This is a genomic window from Bacillus sp. B1-WWTP-T-0.5-Post-4, from assembly GCF_009183795.1.
GTDB classification, from domain to species: domain Bacteria; phylum Bacillota; class Bacilli; order Bacillales; family Bacillaceae_G; genus Bacillus_A; species Bacillus_A cereus.
Genome location: NZ_WEIJ01000003.1, coordinates 583172 through 602421 on the forward strand (window position 1 = coordinate 583172; position 19250 = coordinate 602421).

Sequence of the window (19250 nt, forward strand, 5' to 3'; positions counted from 1 at the left end):
ACTCGCTCTTTTTTGTTATGTACAATAATTCATTACTATTCTAATTCAATTGAAACATTTTTTTGTGGTACAAATGTAGAAATTGCATGTTTATAAATAAGCTGCTGCTTACCTTCTGTTTCCAGCAGGACTGTAAAATTATCAAATCCTTTAATTAATCCACGAAGCTGGAAACCATTTAATAAGTACAGCGTAACAAACGTATTTTCTTTACGGAGTTGATTTAAAAACTGATCTTGAATATTGATTGATTGCTTCATGTCGAATCCTCCTCTTTTTCTCTACTTACTATTATTCGACTTTACTTGTAACTTTCCTTCTATGTATCGTAAAATTTCTGACGTTTTTTCACCGTCTGTAACATCAAACCACGTGACATCCATTTTATTACGGAACCACGTTAATTGACGTTTTGCATAACGACGCGAATTCGTCTTTAATTGTGACACCGCATCTTCTAAAGAGGCTCGATTCTCAAAATAATCATAGATTTCTTTATATCCAATCGCTTGAATAGATTGACAATCTCGTATCCCTCTATTATACAGCCCTTCTACTTCCTCTAATAGGCCTTGTTCCATCATCAAATCCACTCGTAAGTTAATGCGATCGTATAGCATTTCTCGATCCATTGTCAAGCCAATTAATGAAACATCATAGAGTAACTCTTTTTCTTGTTTCTCAATTTGGTCACTCATTTTTTCACCCGTCATGTGGAAAATTTCTAACGCCCGAATGACACGTCGTGCATTATTTGCATGAATACGCTCCGCACTTTCTGGATCTACTTCTTGCAATTTTTTATGTACATATTCCACACCGCGTTCTAAAGCTAACTTTTCCATTTGCTCTCGGTATATCACATCACCAGCATCATCTGTAAACTGATAATCGAATAAAACAGATTGTATATAAAGACCGGTCCCACCAACTATAATTGGTAATTTACCACGTTCTGTAATTTCTCGAATATGCTTGCGAACACGTTCTTGAAATTCCGCGACAGAAAATGAATCTTCCGGATTTTTTATATCGATCATATAATGTGGAATTCCGTCCATCTCTGCTTTTGTTACCTTTGCAGTTCCAATATCCATCGTTCGATAGATCTGCATGGAATCACCACTAATAATTTCACCGTTCAACGCTTTGGCAAGATCGATACTTAACTTCGTCTTTCCAACAGCAGTTGGTCCAATGATGACAGCAACTTTTTCACGTTGCACTTCTCCCATATCATTCAACTCTCTTTATGTAATATACTCCATCTATTGATTATACCCAATCTTACCAATTTTAACGGCATGATTGCAAGTTCTTTCATTTCGGTACATGAAATTACACAGAAAAAAGAACATAGTTTGTCCAATTCTGCATATACATGATAAAAATAGTTTCGAGAGGATGAGTTAACTATGAAACAATCCACCATCAATTTTTCATCTTTGACAAAAGACCTCATTTTAGCCACTTCTACAAAAGAACAAAATTGTTCACAAGAGGAATTATACTTCGCCCTAAATTGTTTACTACGGGCTTTTCATTCTACTCTCCATGAAACAACATTACATCCAGAAAATAAAAATACAGAATATATACAAACGCAATTTTGCAGTGCATATAAAATTATCACAGGTAAAACTATTTATCCATTTCAATAATCCATAAAAAGCGGCTGCTTACATAGTTTCAAGCAACCGCTTTTTATATTAATATCGATAACCTATTGTATAACTTTCACTTTTACAGATTTGCGCCCCCAGCTATTAGCACTACCATCTGAACCGACTAATACATCAATACGATTTCCTTTAATCGCACCACCGGTGTCTCCAGCAATCGCTTCTCCATATCCTTCTACCCATACTTTTGATCCAAGCGGAATTACTTTCGGATCAACAGCAATTACTTTCATATTTGGATTTGCTGTTAAATCATGCCCCATTGCAGTTAATACACGACCACCATACGAACCATTCTCACTCGGATCTGCTGTATATGCCGTCGCTTCTACTGTAATTTCACGACCACCAGTAGGCGCACTTGTTTCAGTAGATTTCGCAACTGGTTTTGCAGCCGGCTTTTCTTTTACCACAGGTTTACTTGATTCTACATTCTTAATAGAATCGTTACTCTTAACAGACTCTTTATTCTTAACTGCTGTATTATTTTTAACCGGCGCTTCTTCTTGAGCTACAACCTCTTTCTTTTCAATTACAGGTGCCGTTCCTGTTAAAAATGGCACGTGAACATATCCGACTTTTCCATTGTAGTCGAATTGTAACCATTCATTTTGAACTTGATTCGTCGTTTCAATCACATCATTTTTATTAAGTTTACCTAAAATTTCAGAATCAGTATTCGCTCCAGCACGAACATTTAATACGCCCGCCGTTACATAATATGTGCTCTTTGTAAAATCAGCACTTACAAACGCTTCCTTACCGTTTAACTTAATTTTTGTCCATCCATTCTCTGTATTTATAACATCTAGTGTATTCCCACTTAACACTTTACCTACAAGCTTTGACTCTACATTTGGGTTTTCTCTAACATTTAATACGTCTGTTGTTACAATTGTTTCCGCTTTAGCAGAACCCGCAAAAATCCCAAGACCAAAAACTGCTGCTGTTGCTATACTTAATAATTTTTTCATGAATAGCCTCCATTTGCTTTGTTTTCGTATTTTCATTATAGCAACAGATTTTTAGAATTTTTAGAAATCACACAATTACAAAGCATTCGTAATATACGATTAACGAGTTGTAACATAAATTTCCATATTAATAAAATGTATTCCTCATACAATCTCCAGTGGTTTTCATATATTTTTCATATACGAGCACAAGAACTTTTTTCCAGAAAAAATTACAGTGTTACTTTTTTGTTACAAAAAATTCACAATTCGTTACATCTTTTACCAAAAAACATCAATATTCAATTGTTAACCTATTTTTTTGTAATAAAAAGAGAGCAGCTACTAAAAACTGCTCTCTTTTTATTTGTTATTGAACTTTCTTTTTCCAAACACCTAGCATAACAGCCGAAACAATTGTTCCAATTAATATAGAGAAAATATATAGTAACGGTTTATTTACTAACGCTATTACAAATAATCCACCATGCGGTGCCGGTAATGTAATTTGGAATAACATAGATAACGCACCTGCAATACTTGAACCAACAACACAACTTACGATTACTCGAACCGGATCTGCAGCAGCAAACGGAATCGCACCTTCTGTAATGAACGATGCTCCCATAATATAATTGGTTAAACCAGATTTACGTTCCGCTTCTGTAAACTTTGATTTAAAGAATGTAGTTGCGAATGCAATCGCAAGTGGCGGTACCATCCCACCAGCCATAACTGCTGAGTGCACTCCAAAATTCTGTGCTTCTATTGCAGCAATACCAAACGTAAATGCCGCTTTATTAATTGGCCCCCCCATATCAATTGCCATCATACCACCTAAAATAAGACCTAGTAATATAGCATTCGTACCGTTTAAACCATTTAACCACCCTGTCAACATTTCATTTAATGCTACTACAGGCGGAATTACTACTTTTTGCATTACAACTCCTGTAATCAATAATCCAAAGACTGGATATAACAATACAGGTTTAATTCCTTCTAATTGTACTGGTAGTCCTGAAAATAATCTTTTCAACCCTAAAACAACATATCCAGCTAAGAAACCAGCAATTAACCCACCTAAAAATCCAGCATTCGCATTCGCCGCTAAAAATCCACCTACAACACCAGGCATAAAACCAGGACGATCAGCAATAGAACTTGCAATAAATCCAGCTGAAATTGGTACAAGGAATAAAAACGCACCTGTTTTTCCTCCACCAATTGACATGAACAATTCAGCTAAAGGACCTTCCGCCTTTATACCACCAAACGAAAACGCTAGCGCTATTAAAATCCCGCCGCCAACAACGAATGGAAGCATATTACTTACACCGCTCATTAAATGCTTATAAATTCCTAATCCTTTTTCTCCCTCAATACTTTCTGATTTCCCGTCCTCTTTTACACCTTTAAAGATTGGTGCATCTTGTTTGACAGCTCGCTTAAGCAGATTTTCCGTTTTTCGAATCCCATCAGCAACTGGCACTTGAATGACATGTTTACCAGCAAAACGATTCATTTCTACTTGTTTATCCGCCGCAACAATAATAGCTGTTGCACGTTCAATATCCTCTTTCGTTAAACCGTTTTTAATACCTGTTGATCCGTTTGTTTCAACTTTAATCGCTATTCCTAACTCTGTCGCTTTTGCTTTTAAGCTATCCGCTGCCATATATGTGTGAGCGATTCCAGTTGGACACGCTGTAACAGCAAGTACGTACGGTTCATTTCCTTCTGGTTTTGCGACTTCAGTCTCTTCTTCTTTTTCATTCTCTTTTTCATCAAATAGTTGAAGAAGCTCACTTTCATCCTTTGCTTCTAATAGTTGCTTGCGAAATCCTTCATCCATTAATAATGTCGATAAACGAGACAACGTTTCTAAATGAGTATTATTCGCTCCTTCACTTGCAGCAATCATAAAGAATAAGTGTGCTGGCTGTCCGTCAAGCGACTCATAATTGATACCGCTTACACTTCTACCAAAACAAATCGATGGTTGTTTAACAGCCTTTGTCTTCGCATGAGGTATTGCAATACCTTCCCCTATTCCAGTCGTACTTTGGGACTCCCGCTTTAAAATAGCTTCTTTAAATTCCGTTTTACTATTTAAACGATTTGCCCCGTTTAATTTCTCAACTAATTCATCTATGACAGCTTCTTTATTTGAAGCTGTCAAATCCATAATGACTGTATCCCTTTTTAATAGTTCTGTAATTTTCATATGTTGCTTCCCCCTATCGCTTAGCTACAATTACTTGCGACAATAATTCTTCTACTTTTTCCTTCTTACATAAATCAGCTGAAAATGCTGTTGCACTCCCTGTTGCAACGCCGTATTGAAATGCCTTTTCAATATCTTTTGTCTGTTCATATTTGCCTACAAACCCTGCAACAAGAGAATCTCCGGCCCCAACTGAATTAATTACAACACCTCTTGGAACAGTCGCTTCATATATACCTTCTGCCGTAAATAATAAAGCTCCCTCTCCAGCCATCGATACGATAACGTGTTTTACACCTTGTTCAATTAATTTTCTTCCATAAGGTAAAACGTCCTCTACTGTTGAAAGCTCCACTCCAAACAACTCACCAAGTTCATGATGGTTTGGCTTAATTAAAAATGGCTTATTTTTAATTACATGTTGCAGTGCGCTTCCACTTGCATCTACTACTACACGAATACCTTTTTCAGCTCCAAACGCAGCAATTGATTCGTAAAAGGTACTTGGAATAGAGACCGGTACACTCCCAGCAAGTACAACACAATCTCCAGGTTGCATACTCTCAATTTTTTTCATTAACTGTTCGAACTGCTCTTTTGTTACAATAGGACCTTGGCCATTTAATTCTGTTTCTTCTTCCCCTTTTATTTTCACATTAATGCGAGTATCTTCATCTACTTGGACGAAGTTTGTTGTTACACCTTCCGTCTGTAATACCTCTTTAATAAATTGACCAGTAAATCCACCAGTAAATCCAAGTGCTATATTTTTAACACCTAAACGCTGAAGAACACGAGAAACATTAATTCCTTTTCCTCCAGGAAACTTCATATCTTTCTCCGCTCGATTTATTGTTCCTAAATCAAAAGAAGAAACTTGCACTACATAATCAATAGATGGGTTTAAAGTAACTGTATAGATCATTGTTTATCAGCCTCAATTACATTGGTTTGTTGTTTATATTTTTCTAAATCAATTTCTAAATGGTTTGTAATAATATTTGCTTCTTCAACATTTGCAATTTTCGCAAATGCAACTTCTGAAAACTTACTTTCATCAATTAAGAAATATCCTTCGTTTGCTAATGTTAATGCCATTTGTTTTAAGAGCGCTTCTTCTGGATCTGGCGTTGTAAAGCCAAGCTGTTCATGTACACCATTTGCACCTAAAAAACATTTATCAAAACGATACTTCTGCATACTTTCCTGTGCCATAGCACCGATTAAAGCTTTCGTCCTACTCTTCATCATTCCGCCTAGTAAATACGCACGAATATTATTTTCAACTAAAGCTTCAATATGCATAAGTCCATTCGTAACGACAGTAACATCTTTATTTATTAAAAATGGAATCATTTCAAATGTTGTACTTCCTGCATCTAAATAAATACAATCACCTTGTTCAATAACGCTAGCCGCATACTTAGCAATTTGTTGTTTTATTTGAATGTTTTTGGATGATTTTTCAACCATCGTTGGTTCTTGCCCTTTTCCTGTTAAAACAGCGGCACCACCATGAACTCTTTTTAATAACCTTTGCTTTTCCAATTGCGCTAAATCACGGCGAATTGTCGATTCAGAGCTTTCTGTTCTTTCAACTAATTGCTGTAATTTTACAACTTTCTGTTCTTTTACAAGTTGCAATATCATTTGATGACGTTCAGGAGTTAACATTTTATTCACCTCTTCTTTGATTACAGTATAATGAAAACGGTCACAAAAATCAACCGTAAACAATCAAAAATAATCAAAAACATCCAAAAACGTTTATAAACAGCAAAAAGAAACCTATTCGATCAAACAATCAAATAGGTTTCTTTTCTAAATTCACTTATAAAGAAGCTTTATATATACTTAAAACATCATCTTTATTTAATTTTTTAAAGTTACCAAATTCACCATACGCCATCGCTTTATCCGCCATTAAATCAATTTCATTTTCTCCAATAGCGTAATCAGATAATGTTACTGGCGCCTCAATTGAAGTCCAAAATTGACGTAACGCCTGAATTCCTTCTAACGCAATTTCTCGATCAGTCTTTCCATCTGTTTCTACATTGAATACTCGAATAGCAAACTGTTTAAAACGACTTACATTTTCCTCTACAACATGCTTCATCCAGTTCGGGAATAAAATCGCAAGGCCACCCCCGTGTGGTATATCATGAACAGCAGAAACTGCATGCTCAATATTATGAGTCGCCCAATCTCCTTTTACTCCCATTGCTAAAATGCCGTTTAACGCCATAGTACCACAATATAAAATAGTTTCTCTATGCTCATAATTTTCTAAATCACTTAAAAGCTTAGGAGCTGTCTCAATTACTGTTTTTAAAACAGCTTCACAATAACGATCTTGTAGTTCTGTATTCGTTCCATGATGGAAATATTGTTCTAATACGTGCGACATAATATCTACCATACCGTAAATTGTTTGATCTTTCGGTACAGAAGTAGTATGAACTGGATCTAAAATCGAAAACTGCGGGAAAGTAACCGGGCTACCCCATCCATACTTTTCATTCGTTTCCCAGTTTGTAATTACCGAGCCTGCATTCATTTCAGATCCTGTTGCTGCAAGAGTAAGTACAGTACCAAATGGTAATGCCTCATTAGCAAATGTTTTTTTCGTTACAATATCCCATACATCTCCATCGTACTTACTACCAGCTGCAATTGCCTTCGTACAGTCGATTACACTCCCTCCACCAACTGCTAAAATAAATTCAACACCATTCTCTTTACAAATTTGAATCCCTTTCTTTACAGTTGATACACGTGGATTCGGTTCAACACCTGTTAATTCAAATACTTCTGCATTAATATCCTTTAAAATAGAAATTACATTATCATAAATACCGTTTCTTTTAATGCTGCCTCCCCCGTATACGAGAAGAACTTTTTTACCGAACTGTGGAATTTCAGTTTTTAACTGTTCTAATTGACCTTTACCGAAAATAAGTTTCGTTGGATTACGAAATACAAAATTTTGCATATTTCTTTACCATCCCTTCTATATGAAAAGCAACTATACTTTTGTATACCATATTTTTTTCATTTCACAAAAATATTTGCTTAATAAAAAAATCCCAGCCTACAGGCTGAGATTTTTTTATTGGTAATAAGGTGAGATCATTAAGTAAACAATAACACCAGATAAACTTACATATAACCAAATCGGCATCGTCCAACGTACAATTTTACGGTGACGTGTTAATTGATTTGTAAAACCAAATACAAGCGCAAACAATGCAAGTGGTACGATAATTGCTGCTAGGATAATATGTGTAATTAAAATGATGAAATACACATATTTAATGAATCCTTCTCCGCCAAAATGTGTTGCCGGTGCTAAGTAATGATACGATAAATACGACACACAAAATAGTAAAGTTGTCGTAAATGCTGCAAGGATAAAACCACGATGCATTTTCACATTCTTTTTAATAATAGAGAATAACGCTGCTAATAAAAATACGAACGTAAAGCTATTAAAAATCGCGTTTAACATTGGTAAAATCGTTACATCAAAATGTACTTCTCCTTCATAGCCAACAGGTCCAAAGAACAAAAATAAAATAATCGCATTTACAATTACAGAAAGCGTTATCACAATAGGAGCATAGCTTTTCTGATTTGTTGATTGATCCACCAAAATGGTCACTCCCTCTTCCTTCAAGTATGTATACATAACCTCACTATTTTAACATATTATTCACAGTGTAAATGTGACAATAGTTTGACACAGCAAGACAAGACAAAGAAAAAAATCCTTCTTAATAAAACTTCTTAAGAAGGATTTTATCGCTTTATTATCCAAATAGCAATGCGATTAGTTTTTGTTAAAAAATGTATCGCTATATGCTTGAAAAATTTCAGACACTTGATATCCCATTAATGAAATTGCTGTTAATGAAAAGAAACCAATCATAAGAAATCGAAACCACATATAAATCTCCTCCTTGTATTTAGCTTAAAAAACATTCGCTATATTACAAGTTGAGTGGCACTCTTCATCGTCACTTTCCTTTTTCCTTACAATTGCTGTAATAAATCGAATCATAAAGAAAACTACAAAAGGAAATTGTTCGTAATTCACATTGGCATAGTTTAGCAACGGCTCGCGCTGCACATCGAACGGAGATGAGAAGGAATAGAACATACCTTGCTCTTCCATATATACAATTACAATTTTCATGCAAAATACGATTCCTAGAAACGAAACAATATCTTGCCATTCTGTCGTATATAACAGGTTATACAGCTCTAATACATACTCTTCCATCATCATCCCCCCTTCCTTTTTTACCATTTTGCTCGCCTTCGTATAAAAAGTCAAGAAAAAAGTTTATATTCACTATGACAATAGTAATTACTTGTTTCTATGATTATATATGATTCTTTTATAGCAATGATTGGGTGTAACTCTCTTCGAAAATAAGAAAATTAGAATCGAACAGATTCCTCATTCTTACTTTTAGGATGCAAAACTGTGATATTTTTATTTCTATTAAAAATAAAATAAGAAAGTATTATAAGAACAGTAACAAACATTGTTAAAAATGCTTGTGAACGTAAAGTATCAATTGCGAACATCGCAACTAAAACTGCTATAATAGCAGCAATTGTAACATACGTTACATACGGAAAAAGCCACATTTTCACTTTCAAATTTTGTTGTTCTACTTTCCCCATTTTTTTACGCATCTTTAAATGCGAAACTGCAATAACGAGATAAACTAGTAACGCAATCCCGCCAGATGCATTCACTAAAAACAAAAAGACTTTATCTGGAGAAATGTAACTAAACACAACTCCAATATAAGCGAAGAAAGTTCCAAATAAAACCGCTCGAACGGGAACACCACTACTGTTCAATTTTAAAAATGACTTTGGAGCATCTCCTCTTTCTGCCATTGAAAAAAGCATTCTTGAATTTGTATATAAGCCTGAATTTAAGCAAGAAAGTACAGCTGTTAAAACGATAAAATTCATAATTTGTGCTGCCGCTGGTATTCCTATATGTTCAAGTACAGCTACAAATGGACTTTTTAATATGTTTGCTGAATTCCATGGCAGTAGCGTGACAACTACCGCTATAGACCCAATAAAAAATACAAGAATACGCCAAATCACACTGTTTGTTGCTGTTTTTACTGCTTTTACAGGTTCTGCAGATTCACCTGCGGCTACTGCTACAATCTCTGATCCCATAAATGAAAATATAACAACAGTAATTCCAAGCAGGACCGAACTTATACCGTTTGGCATAAATCCACCTTGTCCAATTAAATTCGAAGTGCCGGGTGCTTCTGTTCCTGGAACAAATCCTAAAATAACAGCAAGACCTAGACAAAGGAACAAAACAATACTTATTACTTTAATAAAAGAAAACCAATATTCAAACTCTCCAAATGATTTCACCGAAAAAACGTTCGTCAGCGTTAATAAAATTGTTAATATTAAACTTAATAACCAAAGCGGTATTTGTGGAATCCAATATTGGATAATACCAGCACCTGCTGTGGCTTCTATTGCAATAACAATTACCCAAAAAAACCAGTATAACCAGCCTATTGTATAACCCGCCCAAGGACCAATCGCTTCTCTTGCATACGTTGCAAATGAACCACTTGTCGGATTAACAGCTGCCATTTCTCCTAGCATTCTCATGACGAAAATGACTAGAAGTCCTGCTAATGCATATGAAACGATAGAACCTGGTCCTGCCGAATGTACAACTGCACCACTTCCAACAAACAAACCAGCCCCTATTACGCCGCCAATTGAAATCATTGTAATGTGGCGTATTTTGAGGTCTTTCTTTAGATTTTTATCCAAATCTTGTACATCCCCTTCCAAACTAAATTTTGAAACTTATGTAAGAGTACTGTGCGAAAGATTTTGTCCTATACTTTAAAATATATCAAAATATTCTGAATTTAACAATTGCAATTCAACCTTCTTCAAAAATTATTACATTAGGTTTAATACTTCCCCATACACAATTGTTGAGAAAATTATAGTCCCCTTACAAAAGAAAGAATTTTCAGATATTATTAAATAAACAAGATTATACATCTAGACAACTTTTTGTATAGGAGTGTTGATATGTTAAACAAGTTCAAATTTTTTTGTTGTATTTTAGTAATGTTCTTACTTCTACCGCTATCCCCTTTCCAAGCACAAGCAGCAAACAATTTAGGTTCAAAATTACTCGTTGGATATTGGCATAACTTTGATAACGGTACTGGCATTATTAAATTAAAAGACGTTTCACCAAAATGGGATGTAATCAATGTATCTTTTGGTGAAACTGGTGGTGATCGTTCCACTGTTGAATTTTCTCCTGTGTATGGTACAGATGCAGACTTCAAATCAGATATTTCTTATTTAAAAAGTAAAGGAAAGAAAGTAGTTCTTTCAATAGGTGGACAAAATGGAGTCGTTTTACTTCCTGACAATGCCGCTAAGGATCGTTTTATTAATTCCATACAGTCTCTAATCGATAAATACGGTTTTGATGGAATAGATATTGACCTTGAATCAGGTATTTACTTAAACGGAAATGATACTAATTTCAAAAATCCAACTACTCCCCAAATCGTAAATCTTATATCAGCTATTCGAACAATCTCAGATCATTATGGTCCAGATTTTCTATTAAGCATGGCTCCTGAAACAGCTTATGTTCAAGGCGGTTATAGCGCATATGGAAGCATATGGGGTGCATATTTACCAATTATTTACGGAGTGAAAGATAAACTAACATACATTCATGTTCAACACTACAACGCTGGTAGCGGGATTGGAATGGACGGTAATAACTACAATCAAGGTACTGCAGACTACGAGGTCGCTATGGCAGATATGCTCTTACATGGTTTTCCTGTAGGTGGTAATGCAAATAACATTTTCCCAGCTCTTCGTTCAGATCAAGTCATGATTGGGCTTCCAGCAGCACCAGCGGCAGCTCCAAGTGGTGGATACATTTCGCCAACTGAAATGAAAAAAGCTTTAAATTATATCATTAAAGGAGTTCCGTTCGGAGGAAAGTATAAACTTTCTAACCAGAGTGGCTATCCTGCATTCCGCGGCCTAATGTCTTGGTCTATTAATTGGGATGCAAAAAACAACTTCGAATTCTCAAATAACTATAGAACATATTTTGATGGTCTTTCCTTGCAAAAATAACAAAGTAAAACTATAATTAGCCCCCATCAATCGGACATTTATGGGCAATCAATGCAGGATAAAAACAGCAATAGGACCCTTTATAGGTCCTATTGTTGTTTTTTATTTATGAAAACTACTTTGTCACATCTAAAGTTTCAAGAAACTGTTTTCCATCGCCCAACATCGCACGTTCCTCCGAATCATATTGTTAAATATTCTAGTCACTCTTTTGCTTCAACACAAAAACTGAAAGTTCAGGTACACTACAAAATCTAACAGGCATCCTAGTAGTCCCAATACCACGATTTACATATAAATATAACTGCTTACTCTTCCCCTCCACTTCATACATACCTTCAACATAGCTCTCAGCTAGTTTGGTAGTAATTAACGGACCTACAAAAGGGATTTGGACTTGTCCTCCGTGACTATGTCCTGACAGTTGAAGATCAACTGGGTAACGATTTATTTTGGTTACAACATCCGGCTCATGTACTAATAACATGTTAAAATCATTTTGTTTCAAGTTTTTTAAAGTTGAATCTATTTTCGGCTTCCCTAATAGAAAATCATCCAAACCTGATATTGTAATATATTTGCCGTTTTCCACTTTAATTTTCTGCACTTCATTTACTAATACAGAAAAACCAGCTTCCTCCATATATCTTTTGTAAAATAAACTACCGCCCCCGCCCCTATCATGATTCCCAAACACAGCATATTTCCCTAAGGGAGCATAAATTTTCTGCAAAATAGCCTTCGCTTCCTCTCTTTCTGCACTATAAGAACCAAATTTATCTATTAAATCTCCGGTAAAAACTACTATATCTGGATGTAATTCATTCATCTTCTCCACCAAATGTTCAAGTTGCTTCAATGTAAACTCTGGCCCTAAATGTACATCTGAAAACTGTAACATTTTTTTATTATTAAATTCTTTAGGAATTGCAGAAGCTTCTATTTCATTCCATGTAACTGTTACTAGTTTTCGTTCTATTTCTGTCGCATAATAATACAAACTTACTAGTATCATTAATATACTTATAAAACTAATAATAAATATCTTTACGATTGATTTTTTTCGTTCTTTTTTTACATGATTCGTATTCATGTTTTCACCTCTAGAAACACTTTAAATCCTTATTGTTACATTAATGTGACAACATGAACAATGTTATTAATATGTAATTTCCTCCCTATTCACTTTGACAATTTTATACAGAAGTCATACCATATTTTTATAATACATATATTTTCGAATCTTTTTCTATTCATTCCATCATTTTATTACGGAGGGGTTATTCATGTCTGTATTTACACCAGAAGAAATTACGGAACTTGCTGCGAATTCCGGAAGGAAAAAAGCTCATTTATCATTACTCCCTATGCTAATTCTCGGTTTTTTTGGCGGTGCTTTTATCGCATTAGGGTATTTACTCGATATTCATGTTATTGGGACAATGCCAAAATATTGGGGATCATTTTCTAGTTTTCTAGGCGCTGCTGTATTCCCTGTTGGTCTTATTCTCGTTATTCTTGCAGGCGGTGAACTAGTAACTGGTAACATGATGACAGTTTCTATGGCCTGGCTCCAAAAGAAAATTACTTTATTTTATTTCATACGAAATTTAGTTATTGTTACATTTAGCAATTTCATAGGAGCTGTATTTGTAGCCTATTTTTTCGGTCATATCGTTGGCTTAACTGAAGGAGCTTTTTTAGCGAAAACTATTTCTATCGCTCAAGCGAAACTACAAGATACACCATTGCAAGCATTTATTTCTGCAATCGGATGTAATTGGCTCGTTTGTTTAGCTGTTTGGCTCAGTATGGGAAGTAAAGAATTTATCGGAAAGATTATCGGTATTTGGTTCCCAGTTATGACTTTTGTTGCGATTGGATTTCAACACGTTGTAGCAAATATGTTTGTCATCCCAGCCGCAATTTTTGCCGGTCATTTCACTTGGGCTGAATATTTTCCAAACTTTATTTTTGTTTTCTTTGGAAATTTAGTAGGAGGTATGTTATTTGTAGCACTACCTTACTTCATATCTTATAATAAGAAACTATCTTCTTATCAAGAGAAGACTGAAATGAAGAACAAATCTCTGTCGGCTTAAATAGAATGTCTATAAAGAACCCTAAAAATATTACAAATTTCATTTTTTTTGCGAATATATGTACGTACACTTGTTCTCGAATGTTTTATACGTTATAATAACAACTTAAATAGCATTATTTACATATGAGGTGAAAAACATGAACAAAACAGAATTAATTAAAAACGTAGCACAAAATGCTGAGATTTCTCAAAAAGAAGCTACTGTAGTTGTACAAACTGTAGTAGAATCAATCACTAACACTTTAGCTGCTGGTGAAAAAGTACAACTTATCGGATTCGGTACATTCGAAGTTCGCGAAAGAGCTGCTCGTACAGGCCGTAACCCACAAACTGGTGAAGAAATGCAAATCGCAGCTTCTAAAGTACCTGCTTTCAAAGCTGGTAAAGAACTAAAAGAAGCTGTAAAATAATGAAAAATATCCTTCTCATTTATGAGAAGGATATTTTTTCATAACATAATTAATAAAAATCTGACCATTATGCTGTTTCTTTTGTTCTTTTATGCAAATAAAATCTTTACTTTCAAAAAAAGGTTTTGCGGTAATGCTCGCCTCTGTATATATCTCCCTATGCCCTAGGTTCACTGCTTCTTTTTCTAACTTCTGTAGTATGTATGAAGCGACTCTTTTCCCTTGATAATCTTTATGCGTAAATAAACGATCTACGTAACGATCATCGTTATAATCCCCAAACCCCACAATCATACCTTTATGATCGGCTACATAGCTAATATTCTTTTCTAAAGACTGTAACCAATTTTCTCTATCTAGTCGCTCCGGTGCCCACGCCTGTAGCTGTAACTCATTATAATCTTTTGCATTAACCGTATGAACTGTTTCATAGAACAATTGTAATACTTGATCTAAATCTTTTTTCTGGAATGTTCTAATTATAATATCTTTTAACATATATAAGTCTCCTTACCAAACTACCTCTTAACTTTTCTACTACATACGATTCTATATTTCTGCTTTATTATATCGTTTTAATTTCTATACGAACAAAAAAACAATACTTATTCAAGTATTGTTTTTTAATTCTATTCAATTACTTAATGTAGCTTTTTAAGATTTTAATTTAACTCTTTGTAATCGTAATGCATTTAATACAACGGATACAGAACTAAATGCCATCGCTGCTCCAGCAACCCAAGGGGCTAAGAAACCTAATGCCGCAATTGGAATTCCTAACGCGTTATAAGCTAATGCCCAGAATAAATTTTGTTTAATATTTCTTATCGTCATTTTACTCATAAATATCGCATCAGCAATACTATTTAAGTCACCACGGATTAACGTTATATCCGCTGCTTCCATCGCTACATCCGTTCCCGTTCCAATTGCCATACCAATGTTCGCTGTAGCAAGAGCAGGAGCATCATTTATCCCGTCTCCAACCATCGCTACTTTCTTACCATTTGTTTGCAGTTTTTTCACTTCTTCTGCTTTTCCTTCTGGCAATACTTCTGCAATTACGTGATCAATACCAACTTGCTTTGCAATTGCCTGAGCAGTTTGTGTATTATCTCCTGTAATCATCACAACGTCTAGACCCATTTTTTTCAGTCTTGCGATAGCTGCTTTTGAAGTATCTTTCACAGTATCTGCAACGGCAACTATACCAGCATATTCTTTATCGATTGCAATAAGCATTGCTGTTTTTCCTTCTCGTTCTAGCGCTTCCATTGATTTAGAAACTTCTTCAATATCAATATTGAATTTCTTCATTAATCGACGTGTACCAATTAATAAGTGTTTTCCTTCTACAACTGATTCGATACCAAATCCCGGAATCGCTTCAAACGTTTCTGAACTTGGGATATCAATTTTCTTTTCTTTAATTCCTTCTACAATCGCTTCTGCAAGCGGATGTTCAGAATTTCTTTCTGCTGCCCCTACTAATCTAAGCAGTTCATTTTCATTGAATCCATCTGCTACAATTACATCTGTTAATACCGGCTTCCCATTTGTCACTGTACCCGTTTTATCTAAAATAACCGTATCTAATCGGTGCGTTGCTTCTAAATGCTCTCCACCTTTAAATAAAATACCATACTCAGCCGATCTTCCTGATCCTGCCATAATAGATGTAGGCGTTGCAAGACCTAATGCACATGGACAAGCAATAACAAGTACTGCTATCATTTTCTCAAGTGCTCCGCCAAAATCACCAGGTGTAACAAATATCATCCATACTGCAAATGTGATAATCGCAATCACAACTACAACCGGTACGAAAATACCTGAAATTTGATCTGCTACCCTTTGAATAGGAGCTTTTGAACCTTGTGCCTCTTCTACTACTTTAATAATTTGAGCTAATGCAGTATCTCTTCCTACCTTAGTTGCTTTCACTTTTAAAAATCCATTTTTATTTATTGTCGAACCTATTACTACATCCCCAATTGACTTATCAACAGGAATACTTTCACCCGTTAACATCGATTCATCAATTGCTGACTTTCCTTCTACAATCTCACCATCTACTGGTATTTTTTCACCAGGCTTTACATAGACGATATCACCAGCTACTACTTCTTCAATCAAAATTTTTATTTCTGTTCCATCTCGCACAACTGTAGCTGTCTTCGCTTGTAAACCCATCAATTTTTTAATTGCTTCTGATGAGCGCCCTTTTGCTTTCGCTTCAAATAATTTACCTAAAATAATTAATGTAATAAGTACCGCACTCGTTTCAAAATATAAATCTGTCATATGTTTCGAAGAACCAATAGATTGAATACTTAAATATACACTATAGAAATACGCGGCCGACGTTCCAAGCGCCACGAGAACATCCATATTCGCACTTTTATTACGTAACGCTTTATAAGCTCCAACATAAAACTGTCCACCAATGATAAATTGAACAGGAGTTGCAAGTGCTAGTTGCACCCAAGGGTTCATTAACATATCTGGTAAATAAATAAACGACGTAAATGAGAAATGACTAACCATTGCCCACAATAATGGGAAAGATAAAATAAACGAAATAATAAACTTCTTCTTTTGTCTTTCAATTTCTTGTAATCGATGATCAGTTGATGCATCTTGATCATCTGGTTTCACTTCTAATTTATATCCTAGCTTCGTAATCGTACTCTTCATTTCATTTACATTAACTTCATCAGGATTAAAGTCTACTGTAGCTGATTCTAAAGCAAAATTTACTGTCGCTTTGTTCACACCATCTAACTTATTTAAACGCTTTTCAACTCTATTTGCACATGCTGCACATGTCATTCCTGAAACAGTAAATTCAGCTTTATCACTTACAATTCCATATCCTAACGATTCAACTTTTTCTTTAAACTGTTGCGGATTTGTTTTAGTTGGATCGTACATTATTTTTGTTTTTTCAAGTGCAAAATTTACATTTGCCTCATGAACACCTTCTACTTTTTTTAGACCTTTTTCAATTCTATTTGCACATGCCGCACATGTCATTCCCGATATTTGAAGATTGGCCTCTTTTTTTTCATTCATGTCTCTCACCTCTATATACCCTTATGAGGTATAATGATTAGCAAAATAAATCGTACTTTATTTAAAGTACGATTTATTTCCATATCTAAAAATAATTATTGAACATCGTATCCTTGGTCTTCGATTACAGCAACGATATCTTTTAATGTTACGGCAGACGAGTCGATAGTAACTTCAACAGTTCCTTCTGCTAATTGAACCTTCACTTGTTCAACACCGTTTAGCTCTTTCACACTGCTTTCGATAGCATTTACACAATGTCCACAAGACATACCTTCAACCTGTAATGTTAACTGTTCCATTTAAAATCCTCCTCTTGTTTATTCATTGTTTGTTAATCACAATTACATCTTACCATACCCCCCTAAGGTAATCAATGGTTTTATATCATGATTTTTCAATTATTTTCTAATAGTTTATTTTACACACACTTTTTCACATCAATACGCCGAGATCTTATTATGAAGGTAAACAAAAAAACAAGCCAGTGACATACTAGCTTGTTTTTACGCTTTTGAAAAACGTTCAAATACAGTCATTAATTCTTCAATTGCTTCGTCACCATTGCCATCTTTAATAGCACCTGAAACACAATGACTTGTATGGTTTTTTAATACACCCATTCCTACTTTTTTCATCGCTGCATTAATCGCTGAAATTTGCACTAAAATATCCACGCAATAACGATCATTTTCAATCATATTTTGAATACCGCGGACCTGTCCTTCAATTCTCTTTAATCTATTTATAATCTGTTCTTTTTCTTTTTCTGATCTATGTGTTACTGCTTCATGCTCTTTATGATCCATATTATCACCTTCTTAAAGTTTCTCTTCATTCAATAAAACAATTGTTTTTTATGAGTATACCAATTATAGCATTAAATATCTACGCATGATACCCCATAAGAGTATATTTACACTTTATGATTATTCTTAACAACTCATTAGCTTCTTAATCTCAATTTTCAGTATACCCTTTCCTTTTTGTCACAAAATCATTATATCTCTCATCAAAATTCAATAAAGTGAAACAAGAATAAGCGGGGATTAACCGCCCCCGCTTATTCTTCGTCTATAATTTTTTAATTTTAATTTTCAGATATTTAACCCTAGAATTTTTCTTTCCATATATAATTATTGCTGATCACATACTTTTGTATCATTCACTACTGAAGTTCCTTCAACGGTTACCGTATGAAAACAATCATTCACTCGAACTGTCACAACATTATCTTGCCGATTAATGATATGATATTCATTAAAATTTTTATTCAGAGCACTGCGAATTTGTTCTCCTTCATAAATTGGGATGCCATGCGATAAAACCCAAATAAGTCCAGCGATAGCAAGAATTGTTTTCATACGATCTACCTCCTTGGGAATATAGTGAACTTTTAATCCATGCTTTTTCAACTCTACGAATCATGATTGAAATAAACCAAGCCTTTTTGGAAATAAGTTCATTTCGTCTATTTTATGTTTATGCTAATTGTGACCGATTTGTGACAACTTTTTGTCTCTTTAGACGAAAAGTTGAAACAAAACTTTCGAAAAGGACAATTCTACATATTAAAAAAGGTTATGGAATGTTTTATCCATAACC

20 protein-coding genes are annotated in these 19250 nt (G+C 34.6%); 4 read left to right on the forward strand and 16 right to left on the reverse strand.

Annotated features, from left to right (window positions below):
• Positions 1-35 precede the first annotated feature (35 nt).
• Positions 36-260, reverse strand: a complete 225-nt coding sequence (gene hfq, locus GBN91_RS13665; protein ID WP_000813896.1) for an RNA chaperone Hfq — start codon at positions 258-260, stop codon at positions 36-38.
• Positions 261-281: 21 nt separating this feature from the next.
• Positions 282-1235, reverse strand: a complete 954-nt coding sequence (gene miaA, locus GBN91_RS13670; RefSeq protein WP_006922262.1) for a tRNA (adenosine(37)-N6)-dimethylallyltransferase MiaA — start codon at positions 1233-1235, stop codon at positions 282-284.
• 180 nt (positions 1236-1415) lie between these two features.
• On the opposite strand from miaA, the gene GBN91_RS13675 reads away from it, so the two are divergent.
• A complete protein-coding gene (locus GBN91_RS13675) occupies positions 1416-1661 on the forward strand; it encodes a hypothetical protein (protein ID WP_000814429.1) in 246 nt (81 codons plus the stop codon).
• A gap of 62 nt (positions 1662-1723) precedes the next feature.
• Here GBN91_RS13675 and entD read toward each other — a convergent pair whose 3' ends face one another.
• The 8 genes from entD to gabP form a co-directional block, all read right to left on the reverse strand.
• A complete protein-coding gene (gene entD, locus GBN91_RS13680) occupies positions 1724-2656 on the reverse strand; it encodes a cell wall-binding protein EntD (protein WP_023522798.1) in 933 nt (310 codons plus the stop codon).
• A 349-nt stretch (positions 2657-3005) separates the two neighbouring features.
• Complete coding sequence (locus GBN91_RS13685) at positions 3006-4862, reverse strand: PTS fructose transporter subunit IIABC (RefSeq protein WP_152121606.1); 1857 nt, start codon at positions 4860-4862, stop codon at positions 3006-3008.
• 13 nt (positions 4863-4875) lie between these two features.
• Positions 4876-5787: a 1-phosphofructokinase gene (pfkB, locus tag GBN91_RS13690; RefSeq protein WP_006922254.1), complete on the reverse strand. Its 912-nt coding sequence runs from the start codon at positions 5785-5787 to the stop codon at positions 4876-4878.
• Positions 5784-6536, reverse strand: a complete 753-nt coding sequence (locus GBN91_RS13695; protein ID WP_016123256.1) for a DeoR/GlpR family DNA-binding transcription regulator — start codon at positions 6534-6536, stop codon at positions 5784-5786. The genes pfkB and GBN91_RS13695 overlap by 4 nt, the downstream gene beginning before the upstream one ends.
• A gap of 157 nt (positions 6537-6693) precedes the next feature.
• Positions 6694-7857, reverse strand: coding sequence for an iron-containing alcohol dehydrogenase (locus GBN91_RS13700; protein ID WP_025708990.1), 1164 nt, complete (start codon positions 7855-7857; stop codon positions 6694-6696).
• Between the two features lie 117 nt (positions 7858-7974).
• Positions 7975-8517, reverse strand: a complete 543-nt coding sequence (locus tag GBN91_RS13705; protein WP_000228315.1) for a DUF420 domain-containing protein — start codon at positions 8515-8517, stop codon at positions 7975-7977.
• A gap of 318 nt (positions 8518-8835) precedes the next feature.
• Positions 8836-9174, reverse strand: coding sequence for a hypothetical protein (locus tag GBN91_RS13710; RefSeq protein ID WP_002026213.1), 339 nt, complete (start codon positions 9172-9174; stop codon positions 8836-8838).
• Between the two features lie 134 nt (positions 9175-9308).
• Positions 9309-10703: a GABA permease gene (gabP, locus tag GBN91_RS13715; RefSeq protein ID WP_000360111.1), complete on the reverse strand. Its 1395-nt coding sequence runs from the start codon at positions 10701-10703 to the stop codon at positions 9309-9311.
• A 270-nt stretch (positions 10704-10973) separates the two neighbouring features.
• Between gabP and GBN91_RS13725 the strand changes: the two genes are divergently transcribed.
• Positions 10974-12056, forward strand: a complete 1083-nt coding sequence (locus GBN91_RS13725) for a chitinase (protein WP_000932436.1) — start codon at positions 10974-10976, stop codon at positions 12054-12056.
• A 199-nt stretch (positions 12057-12255) separates the two neighbouring features.
• Here GBN91_RS13725 and GBN91_RS13730 read toward each other — a convergent pair whose 3' ends face one another.
• Positions 12256-13149, reverse strand: coding sequence for a metallophosphoesterase (locus tag GBN91_RS13730; RefSeq protein ID WP_001095338.1), 894 nt, complete (start codon positions 13147-13149; stop codon positions 12256-12258).
• A gap of 193 nt (positions 13150-13342) precedes the next feature.
• Between GBN91_RS13730 and GBN91_RS13735 the strand changes: the two genes are divergently transcribed.
• Positions 13343-14158 carry a formate/nitrite transporter family protein gene (locus tag GBN91_RS13735; RefSeq protein WP_033696389.1) on the forward strand — a complete coding sequence of 272 codons (816 nt, stop codon included), beginning with the start codon at positions 13343-13345 and terminating at the stop codon, positions 14156-14158.
• 139 nt (positions 14159-14297) lie between these two features.
• Positions 14298-14570, forward strand: a complete 273-nt coding sequence (locus GBN91_RS13740; RefSeq protein WP_001043904.1) for an HU family DNA-binding protein — start codon at positions 14298-14300, stop codon at positions 14568-14570.
• Between the two features lie 15 nt (positions 14571-14585).
• On the opposite strand, the gene GBN91_RS13745 is transcribed toward GBN91_RS13740, so the two are convergent.
• The 5 genes from GBN91_RS13745 to GBN91_RS13765 all read right to left on the reverse strand — a co-directional run bounded on the left by GBN91_RS13745 (position 14586) and on the right by GBN91_RS13765 (position 19009).
• Positions 14586-15068, reverse strand: coding sequence for a GNAT family N-acetyltransferase (locus GBN91_RS13745; RefSeq protein WP_000910167.1), 483 nt, complete (start codon positions 15066-15068; stop codon positions 14586-14588).
• 156 nt (positions 15069-15224) lie between these two features.
• The gene (locus GBN91_RS13750) at positions 15225-17645 is read right to left on the reverse strand and encodes a heavy metal translocating P-type ATPase (protein ID WP_006922241.1); all 2421 of its coding nucleotides are present in this window, start codon (positions 17643-17645) and stop codon (positions 15225-15227) included.
• 95 nt (positions 17646-17740) lie between these two features.
• Positions 17741-17947, reverse strand: a complete 207-nt coding sequence (gene copZ / locus GBN91_RS13755; protein ID WP_000436973.1) for a copper chaperone CopZ — start codon at positions 17945-17947, stop codon at positions 17741-17743.
• A 204-nt stretch (positions 17948-18151) separates the two neighbouring features.
• The gene (locus tag GBN91_RS13760; RefSeq protein WP_000349636.1) at positions 18152-18454 is read right to left on the reverse strand and encodes a metal-sensing transcriptional repressor; all 303 of its coding nucleotides are present in this window, start codon (positions 18452-18454) and stop codon (positions 18152-18154) included.
• A 327-nt stretch (positions 18455-18781) separates the two neighbouring features.
• Positions 18782-19009 (reverse strand): hypothetical protein, encoded by a 228-nt coding sequence (locus tag GBN91_RS13765; RefSeq protein WP_000849104.1) that lies wholly within the window; start codon positions 19007-19009, stop codon positions 18782-18784.
• Positions 19010-19250 lie beyond the last annotated feature (241 nt).